The organism is Njordella calcicola (assembly GCF_056494125.1).
Genome location: NZ_CM151396.1, coordinates 1,679,232 through 1,695,086, shown reverse-complemented (window position 1 = coordinate 1,695,086; position 15,855 = coordinate 1,679,232). Strand labels below are relative to the sequence as shown.

Sequence of the window (15,855 nt, the reverse complement as noted above, 5' to 3'; positions counted from 1 at the left end):
GAAGTCTGTAATGTTCTGGAGGAATGTGACGCAGCTAGGGTTTTTTTGCGAGGTAGGGATTGGATTAGTCGATCCTTGAATGCGTACAGTAGGTTTGCTGACGCTTGACGGGATTATGACATGAGAATTAATCGAATACTGTTGACTCTGACTATTGCAGGGTTCACTGGTCCGTTCCTCAACTGGGCTCAGGGCCAGCAGATGGAGATTCCTCCATTGGCAGGCATCCCGGCGTCCAGCGTTGGCCGCATCGCTGACGCTCCTACGACGATCGGTGATACATCGCTCCTTCCACGTGCCGATTTCGTGGCACCCGATATTCGCCCAGAGGAGTTCCGAAGTAACGCGGTTGACCCAGCTCGCATGGGACAACGGATCGTCGATGACCTGGGAGGGTCGATATCCGATAACAAACTGCAATATACCACGCCCGCTCAACTCAGTTCATCCGTCTTATCGACGTCTGCAGGTGAGCTTGATTCGGAAGTGATCATTGGTTCGTCGCCATCAGACTATGTTGTCACCGGTTCCAGTGTAAGGAGCACCCGCAAAGGTGCCTTCAGTTCCAGCAACGACTGGTGGGCGGAGACCGAAGCGTTACTCTGGTTCGCTCGACAAAACTCCACTCCCCCGTTGGCCGTTACGGGGCCAACCGGAGTCCCCCCGACGACTGTTCTGGCTGGCGGAGACCAACTGACCGGCGGTAATCTTGCTCCTGGTATGCGAGCCAATATCGGCAAGTGGTTAAACTCAGAAAAAACGATCGGAATTGGCGGTCGCGTGTTCGGTCTGTTCGATGGCGATAGTACGCAAACCTTTAGCAGCGATGGAAGTACTTTTCTAGGCGTGCCCGTGTTCGACATTTTCAGCGGTACCAATCAAGTGTTGGCAGTCGCATCCGACGCTGGAGCTTTTGGACGTGATTCTGGCTCGATCAGCGTGACGGATTCATTAAGCTTCTTCTCAACCGAAGCTTACGGCAGAGTCCTGCTGGCTTCCAGCGGCAAGAGTCGTGCAGACCTGATCGGTGGATATACGTTCCTACGACTAGACAACGGAACTACGTTGCAGACGGTCTCCGTCGACGGCATCGATAACTCCACCGTCGATGGCACGGTAACTACGACCATCGATTCCTTTGGAACGAAGAACCAGTTCCATGGCGGTCACATTGGAATCATGAGCGAAGTCCAAAGTGGCTTCTGCACTTTGTCCACGCTGACCAAGATCGCTCTGGGCAACATGAGTACAACGACGAATGTGTTTGGATTGACGACGGAAGCGGTGCCTCCACCAGCGCCTTCTTTCTCATCGACCAATCAAGGACTATTCACAGGAACCAATCTGGCAGGCAGCCAAACTCGCGATCGATTCACGTTCATTCCTGAAATCGGAGCTAAACTGCGTTTGGACCTCACGCAGCGACTGCAATTCTCGGTTGGTTACACGTTAATTGTCATTCCGGAAGTTGGAGTCGGAGCCGACCTGATCGACACGACGATCGATTCGTCAGGTTTTATTGGTCTACCTCAGAACCCAGGCGGTGTGCTTCGGGATCAAGTGACCTACATTCAAGGCGTCGACTTGGGCTTGATGTTTAAGTTCTAAAGTTGGCCCGCTCTGGTTGCTTCGGTAAACCAATCCAAAAGCCCACCTCGCAAGGCTGCTGATTTTTCAGCAGCCCTTTTTTGTTTGTATCAATCGTGACTAGAACCGATGGCTATTGAGTCTATCATAGCACGGATAGGGCTGCCGCGGATTGTGTAGCGGTACGGAGCAGGCCGTCCGGTAGCCATCGAAAGCCAGGCGGCTTGCGCCCGATCCGCTGAAGCACTAGTAGACCACTGCAGACCCGAACTCGCATGATCTTATTGCTCGACAATTACGATAGCTTTGTATTTAATCTTGACCGCTACCTCCAACAGCTTGGCCAGACCACTTTGGTTGTACGCAGCGATTCGATGACGGTTGATACGATCGAGAAATCCGGCTTTGAAGCCATTATTATTTCGCCTGGACCACAAACTCCCGATGAAGCGGGTTGTTCTTTAGAAGTGATCCGACGATTACACACACGGATCCCGATACTTGGCGTGTGCTTGGGCCACCAATGCATCGTACAAGCTTTAGGCGGCCACATCGTGCGATGTCCGCGCCCGATGCATGGTGTTAGTTCGCAAGTCAACATCCAAGCTTCCTCATTATTTCAAAATCTCAACAGCCCATTGACCGTTGGTCGCTACCATTCCTTGATGGCCGATCCATCGACGATTCCAACTTGCTTGGACATCACGGCGACCAGTGACGACGGTGTGATCATGGCTGTCGAGCATCGGCTTTATCCGGTCTTTGGCGTACAATTCCATCCTGAATCCATATTGACTCAATTCGGACACAAGCTGCTTGCGAACTTCCTGGCGTCTGCCAAGCTACCAGTCCCTGCGCTCGATATCCCAAGCGATCTTGATTATCCTGTGATACCATGATCCTTGAAGCGTTGATCACGACAGAAAATGAAGATGGCAGCTTGCACGTTTCTGCGTTGGGGCCTCATGTCGACGAAGCTCTGATTGAATGGACGCTGAAACCTTTCTGCAGCTCGACCACATTCAAGAATCTGCATCGCACGAATCGCTGCATAATTCATGTAACTGACGACGCCCTGCAATTGGCTCAAGTCGTCACTGGCCAAAGCGTCCGCTTTGCCACCCAGTACGAGCAAGATGCGGGTTATGTCCTTACAGATGCCTGTCGTGTCTTCGCTCTGGAACTATTCGACTGGCAAGTAACTCGACCGCGATCGACAGTGCGTGGGCAAGTTCGATGGCAGCGTGAGTTGCGTCCTTTTTGGGGCTGGAATCGTGCCAAGCACGGAGTCCTTGAGCTTGCGATCGCGGCCACTCGCCTGACTCTGCTCAGCCCAGAGGAAATTGCGAAAACGATTGAGTTTACGCAAGTACTAGTCGAGAAAACTGCAGGCGATCGGGAACGCGAAGCAATGCAGATGCTGGTGGAATTTATTGCACGACAACTAGCGTCGATGGGCGAAAGAAGTTAGATTTCGCGTACTATTTCATTGTCCATCTGTTGGTTTGAGCGTCATGCGGCTACGAGTTTCCGCGCCGGCTAGGTTGCATTTTGGTCTGTTACAAATCGATCCGTCACAACCCCATTGCTATGGCGGTTTGGGATTAATGTTGCAGTCTCCACGAACTCTAATAAGTGTCGAAGCTGCCAATCAAACGGAGATTGTATTTGCGTCTGCTGTCCATTTGAATGACCTGCAGAAAGCTTCGATTGCGAGCAAGTTGCAGCAAGCCATCCAAACATCGAGACAGTACTTCCAACTGCCTTCGAATCAGAACTACCGATTCACCGTAGAACAAGTCCCGCGTCTCCATTCTGGCCTTGGGACGGGTACTCAGCTAGCCTGTTGTGCTGCAACGCTGATCGCTGCGCAACTTCTGCTACAGCGCAACTTGGCCCCTCCGATTGCAGGAAACGCCATCGCAGCCAGGCAGGTCTGGCAGCATTTGCAGGATGCCGACCATTCACCGCATTCCAGCCTTGCTCTCGCAAGTGGCCGTGGGAAAAGATCGCACATTGGTATTGAAGGTTTCTTGCAAGGAGGTTGGATTTTTGACGAAGGCCAAAAGCGACTTCCTTCAACGAGCACTCAAGCCAAGCCCAGTCGCGGCCAACGCAACGTGCTTCGACTAGCATTCCCAGCAGAATGGCAGGTGTTACTTTTCATCAGCAATCACGTCGAAGGGTTAAGCGGCGATCAAGAACAAGCTTCTTTCAACGGCAGTGAAAATCGCCAAACCAAAATTCCTGAGCAAATGCTTGATCTAGCTCAGGCCGAAATTCTACCTGCCCTCCAAACTGCGGATATCGCTCGGTTTGCTCCAGCGATTAAGCGTTATAACCAATTGGCGGGCGGACTGTTCCACCCATCAGATTCCCCAGTTGCTGCTCGAACGCATATTGATCAACTTAGTTGCGTACTAGCAAGCAGCCAAATCAGCGGATTCGGACAAACCAGTTGGGGACCTACCATGTGGGCGGTGGCAAGCCAGCAGACTTTCGACGCAGCGTATGTGGATCGACTGCAACAATTGATACATCAAGCAGACCTACCCAAGGTTGCCGTCATACCGGCTCAGATCTGCCACAATGGCGCTCAAGTTGAAATACTAGACAAAGAATAGACAATCAAAGAATAGACTTCTCATGGAAAAAAGTTTTATCGCCTGGGCACATATGCAAAGTGCCAAGCTCCCCCAAGTCGCACTTGGGATTGGGGATGACGCAGCCGTATTGAGTCCTTCGGCGCATCCCGTTGTTATCACATGTGATTCGCTGTGCGAGGGCACACACTTTCTATTGGATCAATGTGGTGCTCGGGCTGTAGGTCGCAAACTAGCGGCCGTCAACATCAGTGACATTGCTGCGATGGGCGCTGAGCCTATGGCGATTTTTTTGTCCTATTGCTTGCCTCGTGCCAACGCGACCGAATTGGCTCAAGAACTCACCCATGGCGTGATTGAAGTTTCCGCCAAGCATAAAGTTGCTCTGGCCGGGGGCGATACCAACGTCTGGGATGGGCCACTGGTAGTCCACGCAACCGTGGTCGGCATTGCCTCGTTGGGCCCGGCTTGGCAACGAGCTCACGCGCAAGTCGGCGATGCGATTGTGGTCAGCGGTCACTTGGGAGGCAGTATTTTAGGTAAACACCTCGACTTTGAACCCCGCGTGGCCTTGGCCCGCCGCTTGAGACAACTTATTCCCATCCGCGCCGCTTGTGACGTCAGCGACGGCTTGGCGACCGACCTGCTTAATGTCTGCTCTGCCAGCAAGGTTGGCGCAGAGCTTTGGATCGAAAAGATTCCCACGTCAAAAGCGGCGGAGGCACTTGCGAGCCAAGATGGAAAAACGCCTGTGGACCATGCATTGAGCGATGGCGAAGATTTCGAATTGCTGTTTACTATTGCAAAAAGCGATCTTGCTCAGCTACCTGAGGAAGTTGACGGAGTGCCGCTGACCATGATCGGCGAGATCGTTTCTCGCACCGGTTTGTGGCATCGCACCGCTGGGAAACTGCTACCACTCAAAGCGACGGGCTATCAGCATAAATGAAACCGGAATCCGCTCGTGTATCGTTTTCAACCCATTGGAATACTCTTGAAGATTGCCAACGGTTTGCCTATGCGCTTGCCAATGCGATGGAAGAACCGCTTTGCCTGGCATTGATCGGCACCTTAGGAGCGGGAAAAACGCAATTTGTACGTTACTTCGTGGAAGCCATGAATGGCGATCCCGCTGCAGTCTCTAGTCCCACGTTCGTGCTAGTGAATCTCTATCAGGCTCGGTTACCGATTGCTCATCTAGATCTGTATCGTCTAGAACGACCGGCAGAGCTCGACTCTATTGGCTTTGATGACCTTGTATACGGCAACTCCGTCTGCTTGATCGAATGGGCTGATAAATTCACTGAGCAGATGCCCGCAGAAACTCTTTGGTTGACCATTAGCACCATTCATAATGCTCGCGCCGTTACGCTGACGGCCAATACAGATTGCTATGCCGCAGCGGTTGTGAAAGCGATGGTCAATCCTGAGGCCGCTCCATGAACGCGCCTCAAGTAATATACGAGGACAACCATCTGCTGGTGCTCAATAAGCCTGCTGGCTGGATCGTCCAAGGTGCCCAAGCGAACGATTTATCGTTGCTGGAATGGGGCAAGGCCTACATCAAAGAGGCCTACCACAAACCGGGTAATGTTTTTTTGGCCGCTGTCAGTCGGCTGGATCGCCAAGTCTCGGGCGTTGTTCCTCTTGCTCGCACAAGCAAGTCAGCCGCTCGGATGAATGAACAGATTGCCTCACGAGACGTCGTCAAAGAGTATGTGGCCGTCGTCTCGCCAGCCCCTGCCCAACAGTCAGCTCGGCTCCAGCACTATTTGACCCGAGACGAGCGGCTGGGAAAATCAATCGCTCATCTAGAACCGACTGTCGCCAGCGATCATGCGGTCTTGAGCTATCAAGTCATACATGCCTTCGACAACACCGCGATCGTGAAGATCCTTTTAGAGACCGGGCGCAAGCACCAAATCCGTTGCCAAATGGAAGCGATCGGCAGCCCAATTCTGGGCGATGCCAAGTATCATTCCAAGCGGCGTTTTGGAAGCCAAATCGCACTGCATTGCTTCCGCTTCGCGATGCAGCATCCCACCAAAGCAGAAACAATGGAGCTGACTTGTCGACCGCCTGAAAATTGGAACAATTTTGGTTTTGCTTTTGAGACTTTGTTGGCAACTGGGCGACATGACTAAACCATTCCAATATCGCCCCGCAACAATCATTTCTGGTGGTCAGACCGGCGTGGATCGAGCAGCGTTGGATTGGGCGATTGCGGCCAATATTGACCATGGCGGTTGGTGTCCACTTGGTCGACTCGCGGAAGATGGTCGCATACCAATGGTTTATCGATTGCAAGAGCTGCAAAGCCGAAACTACGCTGATCGGACTCGGCGAAATGTCGACGATACGGATGCGACCTTGATCCTTTACGGCCGACGTTTGGAAGGAGGCACACTGCTAACAGCTCGCCATGCCGAACGAGCTGGCAAGCCTTTGTATAAAGTCCGATTGTTTGGCTCGCGTCCAACGCTCAAAGTGCGAGATTGGCTTGAGCAATACCAACCTCGAAGACTTAATATTGCAGGTCCTCGCGCCAGTACCCATCCCCGCATTTACGAACTTGCATTTGATTACCTAACAGACCTTTTTTGCCGCGATGAAGCGAGATTGTTTTGATGCATGGCCGAGGCAAATTGTTTCATTGCCCGTAACACTCATATTTCAACACATTCATAATTCAACGGATCCGATCAACAACCAGCTCACCCGCCTTGCGTGTTGCATATGCTCGCCATACCTCAAGATCAATGCTGTCTGAGACACTCAGAACTGCACCGTCACCAAATAATGCGTTGACGGTACTACCATGATAGCTTCGGGCCGCTTTCCAACCGAAAGGTGTGAACCGAGTATCTGGGCCGCCGCCAAGCTGAGCGCTGATGCAATCATGCTCCATTGCATTTGGACGGTAGAAGTGGTTGTAAAGTGTCGTACGGTACTCACCGTTCGCCCAAGCGAATCCCCGAGGATCAGCGTAGTTCCACTGCGCAGGGGTACTGCAAGCATTTACCGTTAGCGGTGCTCTGAAAACGAATTTATAGGAAGTTCGTGCATCGCGACCGCGGGTGTCTCGCGTGCCTAGAATGGACTCGGAAAGCATGATCGTGTTTGCCATACCGTCGCTGACGTCCGAATCGATTGTGCTTGAGTTAACGTAGAACATGCCGTCGGTATCAAGGGGAGTTCCCCCATTTAAGCCTGTTCCCGTGCACACCGCATAGTTGGTTGGACCAAAAGATTGACTGAGCCTACGTTTGGAATCACTTGGACACAGGAAGATGGGAACCATAGCCTTTATTCCCTCACGATTCTCGGGCGTTATTGCCAGATTGATGGAATACAGTGGCTTTTCGGTATTCAATTTGTTGTAGATAACAGAATCATCCAGAAAGGGTGTCAGTTTGGCCAAGGCTGACCAACGATAAAAGGTCCACGGAGTCTGCGGTTGCTCTAGATATTCCTTCGCTACTGCGCCTGGTGGCAGCGACTTGTTCGCGACACGGAAAGACTCCATCGCGATACCAATCTGCCGCATGTTGCTAGCACAGGTCAGTCGGCGAGCCGCTTCCCTCGCCGATTGAACTGCAGGCAAAATCAGGCTTGCGAGTACACCCATGATCGCCAGCACGACCAGCAATTCTACCAGCGTGAAACCCGTGCTAAATGATCGTTGATAATCCTTCTTAAGCGACTTGTTCAAGTTGACTTCATCCCACTTCGTCGCGAATGACTAGACACCCTCCGATGACCGCTTCTGCTTGCTGCGACTGCGTTGCCAGCCTGCAATACCCGTCGCTGCAGCGAGAATCATGATGCTGGTTGGCTCCGGAATCGCTGCAATATATGCTACCGAGCTGAACGGCGTTGTCTGGGTCGCAATAGTCTGAAGGAGAGTTCCGTCCGGCGAATAAATAAATAGTCCGCCGTTGTTTTGAAAGTTGTCTGTTCCGTTTATCTGACCAAACAAACTGAAATCGACATTGCCATTCTCATCGAATGGTCCGCTGAATGGATTGGTCCTTCCGAGTGCTCCAACAATTACGTTACCATTCTCATCAATTGCGATGCCCGAAGGACTAGTGAAGTCTGGTGAGACGAAGGGAAATGGCGGAGCGGGAAGTTCATTTGCGGAAACTTCAATCGCTCCTATCACATTTCCATCGGAATTGAATCGAACTGCCGCATTGCCAGTCGGAGCCGTTCCAACAATGACGTTTCCGTCGCTTTCAATCGCAATTTGCGCAGATGCTGCAGGCGTAGTAGGCTGACTGAAATTGGTCGTCGTTCCAGTAGGCAAATCATGGCTCAAAACGTTGCCGTTCCCGAGGGTGGAAATCAACAGACGATCAGCGGATGCAAAAGCTAGACCACTAGGCAGATAAGCTTGAATACCTTCCTCATCTGGATCAGCATCTGGCAAATTGATTGTGCTCTGCAGAGTAAATGCAGAGTTAAACACGCTGACTGAGTTGCCACCGTTGTCAGCAACATAAAGAAGCCCATTATTCAACGCCAAACCGACTGGGGAGACGCCTGCACCAAGCTGGTGAAACCCAAGCTGATTCCCAGAAAACGAATCGAAATAATAGATGCGGCCCGAAAAACGTGCGGCGGCATAAATGCGGCCTGCGTTTGCATCGACCGCGATTCCTGCAAGTCCTGGAAAAAAATCGTCCGGTGCAGAGACGGTCGCGAAAGGGGCCAGCACTCCGGTGGCATTCGTATAGCGATAAATCTCACCAGTGAAAATGGCAGTTGCAAGAATATCCGCTTTTGAACTCGAACACCAACTAAGCGTGACTGCAACAGCCAGCAACACGAATGACCTTAACAACTTCATATCCGCTAGCTCCTCGATGAAACAACTTGTCATATATCATGCAAAACCAAACACTCAAACCTTCGTTTGATCGTTTGACTATTATCTGCAGAGCTGTTGGGCGACGTCAAGTAGCAAGATTGAACTAATTCCGCAGAATCTAAAGGCTTTGTGGATTGTCCTTCAGAACAATAAAGTTAACATTCACACAGACGCCGCAACATCCGTTTAGAAATTGAGATGTCTATGCAATCATCTTCCACAGATAACACAAACGAATCAGATTGCGCGCTCTATTTCAAAGCCTTGGGCGATCCAATTCGCCTTAAGATAGTACGCACGCTCACTTGCGGGCAATTGAGCGTCTCCGATCTTGCAATTCTCTTGGAGTTGCAGTTGGCGAATGTTTCCCATCACTTGCGAGTTCTGCATCATGCTGGGATCGTAGAAACAGAACGTGACGGGAAGTACATTTACTACCGCTTGAGCCCTGAATTGGCAGGCTCGCGAAAGTCAATCTCGCACCTTGATTTTGGCTGTTGCCGTTTAGATTTACGATAGTTCGATCAGCTACTTCGATTCGGTAATCTTCCATAAAAAATTGTCGCTACGGACAATCAGCGCGTCGTTGGTTACCGCTGGGCTGCCGTAAACAGCATCGCCCAATTCGTTGGTGGCTAGCAATTCCCCTTTAGCCCCGCCAACCTTTGCCACAAAACACTTGCCGCTATCCGCAAATATATAAGCCTTATCTCCGCACACGACGGGCGTCGCCCAGATCGATCCGGCATCGGGCAAACGCAACTTCCAATCTTCTTCCCCATCAGTCGACGAACCTTGGACTAGCACCGAACCTTTGACAACCCAGACTTTGTCGCCGACAACCACCGGCGAGCCATTGCTGGGCTCTAACTTTTTGGAACTCCACAACTTCACCGGTTCAGTACCAGGGCTGCCGACTTGATAAGCGGTCAAGCCATTGGTAGGTGCAAAAAATCGATTGCCCACCGCAGTCGCAGATGGAATGGTTTGAGCGGAATCACTCATTCGAAATAGCAACTTGCCTGTACGCGGTTCCACGCCAATGACATCTTTGCCAGAGGTTGCTAGAACCAAAGCTTGTTCGTTGTCGCTAGACATAGCAATCGGACTGCTCCAGTTCATCATCTTTGGTCGCTCCATCTTCCATAACGTCACGCCCGTCGCCGCATCCAAGCCGAACAAATATGCATCAGAAGGCGCTTCAGCTTGCACGATCACCACGTCGTTGAGAACGATCGGGGAGCTACTCATGCCAACGTCATTCATGAGCTTGGGGAAATCAGAGGCCAGCGAACGGTACCAGACCAGTCGGCCCTCCAAATCTAAGCAAATTAAATCATTGGAACTATAGAACGCATAAACATGCTTTCCGTCAGAAACAGGTGTCGGCGCAGCATTGGTGCTGGTTGGATGAGAAAACGGACGACCGCGGCAAACCATTTCTTGCTGCCACAGACGCTGACCAGTTTTCAAATCATTGGCCGTGACATAGATCCGCTGGTTATCTACACCGCTGCTCGCGGTAGAAACCACCGTCTCACCGACAACAATCGCACCGGCCACCGAACGACCGGGCATTTCGACTTTCCAAGCGATATTAGCCATCGATTTGGCATCGAATGTGACGGGCACATTCGCTTGAGCATTGAAGCTCGATCCGTTGGGGCCTCGAAATTGCGTCCAATCCGCGCCGTGGAGATTGGACACAGTGACCAGCATGACTGCACAGGAAAATAACCAACGTTTCATATCTATCTCTTGTTTTGAAAGGACAATCCAGAATCAGGCGACCTACGACGAAAGTAGGCCTACATCGTAAATCCTTTACTCGGGGCTTACGAAATCAATCGCTTTTCCGGTGCGATCCGTGATGCGGCAATGGAACTGATAATCCTGAGCCCAGTTCTCGGTTTGTTCATTCTGCAGGATCTTCAAGACAACCGTATTGGTTCCCTCTTTCAATTCCACATCGGCAATATATTGATCTAACCTTGTTCCCGCGTGATAGACGTTGTTTGCCAAGACTTCCTCGCCATTGAGCCAAGCTTTATTCGCATTGATACTAGTCAGCCGTATCTGAGCCTTTTGAGCCTTGTTCACCATCAAGCTTGTGTACCCATACACAACAGCACCCTTTTCTCGACTGTAGATATTCGCAAGGTTCACCATGCCTTCATCGTCATCGGTGCGATGTTGCTGCCAAACGACCTGCACGCCATCTTTTCCTTCGTACTTCTTTTCCAAGTCAACCTTGCCAGACAACACGTCCTCTTCCACCGCATAAACAGTATCAAAATGTTGTTGGTCTCGATTGTCAAATGGACCGATCAGTTGCCACTGCAAAAGGAATCCGAAATGTTTCGCTTGGTCGATCGACTCGCCGCCATTGTTGAGTTTCTTAATGATGCTGCGAACTTGATCTGCATGCCGAGCGCTATCAAGCAATCGTTGAAGCGATCCCAAGTCCGGCTCGCCTTTTTCTAACTCACCGAGGGCTTGAGCGATCGCGGCGAACCGCAACTCCGGACTGGCGTCGTCGATCATTGTTTGCAACTGAGCGGACCTCAGTTCCGGATTGCCATCGGTCAGCCAGTGGAACACCAGCGTACGAGCTTCGCTATCGTTCGTTTGATCCTTAAGAAACGCCTCCAGATCAGCTTGCAAATTGTCCACACTTCCGCTTGCCACCGCATGTTGATATTGCATCGACGCGATTGACGCGAGCCAATTCTTTCCAATCGAAGTCGCCTGATTCATGGTCTGCAACGTTTTCAACACCTGATTGGATGCATCGGTTTGTACTTTTGCAGCAGCAGCAACGGCCCCCGCAAGCTCTCCGTCGCCGGACTGAAGTTTGGACAGGGTTCGGAGTGCTTCATCAACAGATGTCTCGGCCGATGAAGTACCACATACCAGCATGAACCCACACGCAACAGCGATTAAATGTTTCATAACAATCCTGTATCTCGGTTTCTTATGTTCAAGTAATTTAAGTGTCCGAAGAGAGTTCTTCTGCTCCATCGAACCGTTTCAGTTTTCTATCGAGTGTCGAGCGTTCTATACCTAAGATCGTAGCGGCTCGCGATTTTTGCCCCAGCGTAAACTGTAGTGTCGCCAAGATGTGCTGCTTTTCAAGCTCGGCAAGCGTCATTTCGCGGTAAACATCGTCCCTTTGAGGTGGCGACGTCGATGCCATGGGTTGGCCGGTTATATACGACAGGGCAAGATCTTCTGGTTCGGCCAGATCATGGTTGGAGAGCACAAAAGCTCTTTCAACGCTGTTTTTAAGTTCTCGAATGTTTCCTGGCCAATCGTATTTCATCATGGCGTCCACCGCACGCTGTGAAAAACCTGTTGGCCCGTAACCCGTCTTGGAGCGAAATCGAGCCAGAAAGCTTTCTGCCAACGGTATAATGTCTTCGCGGCGTTGTCGCAGAGCTGGTACAAACAATTCCACCACTCGCAAACGAAAGTACAGATCCGACCGAAAAGCGCCCTCGTTGACCGCTAGCTCTAAGTCGCGATTGGTCGCAGCCACAATCCGGACATCGACGCTGATCGGCTTACTGCCACCCACGCGTTCAAAAGGCTGGCCCTCTAACACGCGCAAGAATTTGGCTTGAATCTCGGGCGACATCTCGCCGACTTCATCCAGCATCAGCGTTCCACCATTGGCCATTTCGAACTTACCAATTTTTTGATCAGTCGCACCGGTGAACGATCCTTTTTCATGGCCAAACAATTCACTCTCAAGTATGGAACTGGTCAATGCGGCACAGTTCACGGCCACAAATGGCTTCGCAGTCCGGGAAGACTGCAAGTGGATTTGCCGCGCTGCCAATTCTTTCCCAACACCGCTTTCACCCCGCAAGAGCACGGTCGCATCGGTGGCTGCAACGCGAGCTAACTGCCGTCGCAACTGCTGGAGGGCAGGGGAACTGCCCAGCATCGAGTCGCTGGAGATCACTTCATTCAATTGTTGCTGCAACGATTGTGCGCGACGACGTGTTTGATGCAGTCGTTTTTCAAGCTTGGCTCGCTGCTTCAAATGTGGAATCGCAACGGCCAACACTTCTGCCGCAGATGAAACCCACTCTAAGTGTTCGCTTGATAATTCCGCTTCATCGGTTCGAGAGTACAAATGGATCATGCCGATGACTTGCGTCGCATCAAAAATCGGCACACAAATCACGCTGGAACTGTTGACATTCAACGACGATTCGACGTCAACAAATTGCTGGTCCGATTGAATATTGCGAGCCAGAATAGAACGTTGTTCGGTCAAGCAAGTATTCAGTACAAAATCGCTGAGCCGGTGATAAGCCTTACCCGGCCGCTCGCGTGTGGCCTGCAATCGCGAGACGCCCTCGGAATCGGTCAACAAGATCGCCCCGGCTTGAACACCGCATCGCTGTAGCAACAGGTCTAACGCAAACTCAGATGCTTCCGTGTGACTTCCGCAGTCCAACATTTGCACTGCCAGTTCAGCCAGCCACCTTCGCGGTTGGCTCCGCTGCACGATAATGGGGTCGGCAGCCACATGCTCCGTTAAATCAGCGGTTGCTTGTCGTTCCGATTTTTTTCCCGTCGGATCAATCGATGCAGAATCGGCCGAAACTGTCTTCAAGTTGCAGGTGAATCGATAAGTCGATCCGGCAATGTGGATCTTGTCGCCGACCTGCAACGTTCGTTCACCTTGAATCGTCTCGCCATTGAGCTGAGTGCCGTTGCGAGAACCCAAATCCCTCAAAATCCAAGCGGCGTCTCGCCAGTCAATCTGCGCATGATGCCGACTACTGCGGTCGTCAGGAACCACAATCTGGCAACTGCTAGAGCGACCAATCAACGTCGGACGATCTTTTGGCAACCGAAAAACATCGGACCACCGTCGATTTTGCTCGATGATTAGGTAAGCATTCTCCGCATTTTCTTGCATCGAAGTCATGAACGAACTATCTTATCCAAAGGTGCACGTGCGTTTTACCAAGCAGCATTTGCGCATAAAGTGTATCATATCATCATTATTTTGGCAGGAACGGCACCGTACTTCGGAGCAATCTGCCCTAAACGTCGTCAGCAACTCATCTGCGGGAATCGCTATGAATCGCAAGTGGAACTTGGCAAAAGCATTGAATAAATCAAAGTTCGCAGGTCATAAAGGACTCGTGACACTCGCGTCTTCTATCGCTCTTGCAGTCAGCCTGCAAGGCGTAAGTCTTGGACAACTCATTGGCGGCGGCCTTATCAATCGCGTAGTCGGAGGGGTCAGCGTTGACGCCGACGGCGTCGCTCGCGACGTCCTTGCTACCGATGCCGCTCACTGGGCGGCTGAAATGCGTCAAAAAGTAAATGGCGCCGATGGCGAACTCAACGCCGCCACTCAAACCCGACACATTTCGCTCAAAAGCTTGACCGCCGCTCTGGTTCAAGCTCACCAGGATAATACCAGCCTGAGCGAAGAGATCGCCTTTATGGGCGGACTCACTCGCATCGAATACATCTTGCTCTATCCCGAGCAAAATGACATCGTCCTGGTCGGTCCAGGCGAAGGCTGGAAGGTCGCCGATGATGGTTCCGTCGTCGGTATCAAATCTGGCTTGCCGGTCATGAACGCCGAAGATTTCATCACCGCTTTTGCGAAACTCAACACGCCAACGCCTCAAGTCATCTCCTGCTCGATCGAACCTACCAAAGAGGGCAGCGAAAACCTGCGCGCAGTTCTTGATCAAGTCAAATTGGTCAAAGGCCAGTCCCCTCAAGTCTTTGAACCCGCCATGCGAGAAGCTTTCGGGCCGCAGCAAGTTCTGATCAACGGCGTCGAAACCAATTCCAACATGGCTCGCGTCATCTTTGCTGCCGACTACCAAATGAAACGCATCGGCATGAAGCTCAAAGAGTCCCCCGTCCGAGGATTGTCCAGCTATGTTGATATGCTGCGTCATGCCAACTCCCCGTCCAACCAATCGCGCTGGTGGATGACTTGCAACTATGCTCCAGTAGAGAAAAGCGAAGACGCTCTGGCTTGGCACATCCAAGGACCCGGCATTAAGGTCTTGACTGAAGAAGAAGTTGTCCAGTCTGATGGAACACGCTTGGGCACCGGCAAGAAACAAGCTCTGGCCGCCAAGTGGGCCGACCAATTTACCGCCAAGATCGAAGAACTCTCGGCCGCAGAACCTGCGATCGGTCAACTGCGCAACATCATGGACCTCTGCGTCGTGGCTGCGATCATTCGCACCCATGGCTTGGAAGAACTAGCGCAGTGCGATCTGTCCGAACTGCGAAACCTGATTGTTGAGCAACCGCAGGATGCGATGCCAGCTCCTTCCACGGTCGATCCACAATGCAGCTTTGTGCGTGCAGGCAACAGTTGGATTGTGACCACCAGCGGCGGCGTCATGGTCGACCCTTGGTCTATCGTCAAAGAAGCTAAAGTCAACTCCGACTTGAAGCCAGTCCATGAAAAAGGCCAGCCAAAGGCCGACAAGTGGACTTGGAATTAACAAAAGCGACGCCACTCAAAGCTTTTTTGAATGGCAATGAACTTCATTGCCAACGTTGGCCGCAAAAAGCCGGATAACCGACGTTTTTGCACAATGATTTCGATTGCCTTGGCTGCATTTTCTTGCATGCAGCTCATCCGCAGATTACTGTATAAGGGAATAAGGTACGTTTTACCAACCGCTGTGATTCATCATGCGTATTGTGGAACGTTGGTTGTTTCTGGCAGAACCTCCGCCATCCTTCGGAGCAAATTCGCCTGATCGTCTTCAGCAACTCATCTGCGGGAAT

The 15,855-nt window shown here is 51.5% G+C and carries 15 protein-coding genes; 10 read left to right on the top strand and 5 right to left on the bottom strand.

The window, feature by feature from the left end:
* The first annotated feature begins 120 nt into the window (after positions 1-120).
* The 8 genes from SH302x_RS06440 (at position 121) to SH302x_RS06405 (ending at position 6,818) form a co-directional block, all read left to right on the top strand.
* Entirely contained in the window at positions 121-1,608 is a 1,488-nt protein-coding gene (locus tag SH302x_RS06440) for a BBP7 family outer membrane beta-barrel protein (RefSeq protein WP_479367909.1), read from the top strand.
* Between the two features lie 254 nt (positions 1,609-1,862).
* The gene (locus SH302x_RS06435) at positions 1,863-2,486 is read left to right on the top strand and encodes an anthranilate synthase component II (protein WP_479367908.1); all 624 of its coding nucleotides are present in this window, start codon (positions 1,863-1,865) and stop codon (positions 2,484-2,486) included.
* Complete coding sequence (locus tag SH302x_RS06430) at positions 2,483-3,058, top strand: DUF447 domain-containing protein (RefSeq protein ID WP_479367907.1); 576 nt, start codon at positions 2,483-2,485, stop codon at positions 3,056-3,058. Before SH302x_RS06435 ends, SH302x_RS06430 begins: the two co-directional genes overlap by 4 nt.
* Positions 3,059-3,101: 43 nt before the next feature.
* A complete protein-coding gene (locus tag SH302x_RS06425; RefSeq protein WP_479367906.1) occupies positions 3,102-4,211 on the top strand; it encodes a hypothetical protein in 1,110 nt (369 codons plus the stop codon).
* A 22-nt stretch (positions 4,212-4,233) separates the two neighbouring features.
* Positions 4,234-5,139 carry a thiamine-phosphate kinase gene (thiL, locus tag SH302x_RS06420; RefSeq protein ID WP_479367905.1) on the top strand — a complete coding sequence of 302 codons (906 nt, stop codon included), beginning with the start codon at positions 4,234-4,236 and terminating at the stop codon, positions 5,137-5,139.
* Positions 5,136-5,633 carry a tRNA (adenosine(37)-N6)-threonylcarbamoyltransferase complex ATPase subunit type 1 TsaE gene (tsaE, locus tag SH302x_RS06415; protein WP_479367904.1) on the top strand — a complete coding sequence of 166 codons (498 nt, stop codon included), beginning with the start codon at positions 5,136-5,138 and terminating at the stop codon, positions 5,631-5,633. The genes thiL and tsaE overlap by 4 nt, the downstream gene beginning before the upstream one ends.
* Positions 5,630-6,334 (top strand): RluA family pseudouridine synthase, encoded by a 705-nt coding sequence (locus SH302x_RS06410; protein ID WP_479367903.1) that lies wholly within the window; start codon positions 5,630-5,632, stop codon positions 6,332-6,334. The genes tsaE and SH302x_RS06410 overlap by 4 nt, the downstream gene beginning before the upstream one ends.
* Complete coding sequence (locus SH302x_RS06405) at positions 6,327-6,818, top strand: putative molybdenum carrier protein (RefSeq protein WP_479367902.1); 492 nt, start codon at positions 6,327-6,329, stop codon at positions 6,816-6,818. The genes SH302x_RS06410 and SH302x_RS06405 overlap by 8 nt, the downstream gene beginning before the upstream one ends.
* A 61-nt stretch (positions 6,819-6,879) precedes the next feature.
* Here the strand turns inward: SH302x_RS06405 and SH302x_RS06400 are convergent, their stop codons facing one another.
* Together SH302x_RS06400 and SH302x_RS06395 are read right to left on the bottom strand one after the other, a co-directional pair.
* Entirely contained in the window at positions 6,880-7,902 is a 1,023-nt protein-coding gene (locus SH302x_RS06400) for a DUF1559 family PulG-like putative transporter (protein WP_479367901.1), read from the bottom strand.
* Positions 7,903-7,932: 30 nt separating this feature from the next.
* Positions 7,933-9,075 carry an NHL repeat-containing protein gene (locus tag SH302x_RS06395; RefSeq protein ID WP_479367900.1) on the bottom strand — a complete coding sequence of 381 codons (1,143 nt, stop codon included), beginning with the start codon at positions 9,073-9,075 and terminating at the stop codon, positions 7,933-7,935.
* Between the two features lie 192 nt (positions 9,076-9,267).
* On the opposite strand from SH302x_RS06395, the gene SH302x_RS06390 reads away from it, so the two are divergent.
* Entirely contained in the window at positions 9,268-9,582 is a 315-nt protein-coding gene (locus SH302x_RS06390) for an ArsR/SmtB family transcription factor (RefSeq protein WP_479367899.1), read from the top strand.
* Positions 9,583-9,591: 9 nt separating this feature from the next.
* Here the strand turns inward: SH302x_RS06390 and SH302x_RS06385 are convergent, their stop codons facing one another.
* The 3 genes from SH302x_RS06385 to SH302x_RS06375 form a co-directional block, all read right to left on the bottom strand.
* A complete protein-coding gene (locus tag SH302x_RS06385; protein ID WP_479367898.1) occupies positions 9,592-10,812 on the bottom strand; it encodes an outer membrane protein assembly factor BamB family protein in 1,221 nt (406 codons plus the stop codon).
* A gap of 75 nt (positions 10,813-10,887) precedes the next feature.
* On the bottom strand, positions 10,888-12,015 hold the full coding sequence (locus SH302x_RS06380; RefSeq protein ID WP_479367897.1) for a hypothetical protein: 1,128 nt from the start codon (positions 12,013-12,015) through the stop codon (positions 10,888-10,890).
* A gap of 37 nt (positions 12,016-12,052) precedes the next feature.
* Positions 12,053-14,008 (bottom strand): sigma 54-interacting transcriptional regulator, encoded by a 1,956-nt coding sequence (locus tag SH302x_RS06375; RefSeq protein WP_479367896.1) that lies wholly within the window; start codon positions 14,006-14,008, stop codon positions 12,053-12,055.
* A 154-nt stretch (positions 14,009-14,162) separates the two neighbouring features.
* Here SH302x_RS06375 and SH302x_RS06370 point away from each other — a divergent pair, with 154 nt between their 5' ends.
* A complete protein-coding gene (locus tag SH302x_RS06370) occupies positions 14,163-15,566 on the top strand; it encodes a DUF1598 domain-containing protein (RefSeq protein WP_479367895.1) in 1,404 nt (467 codons plus the stop codon).
* Positions 15,567-15,855 lie beyond the last annotated feature (289 nt).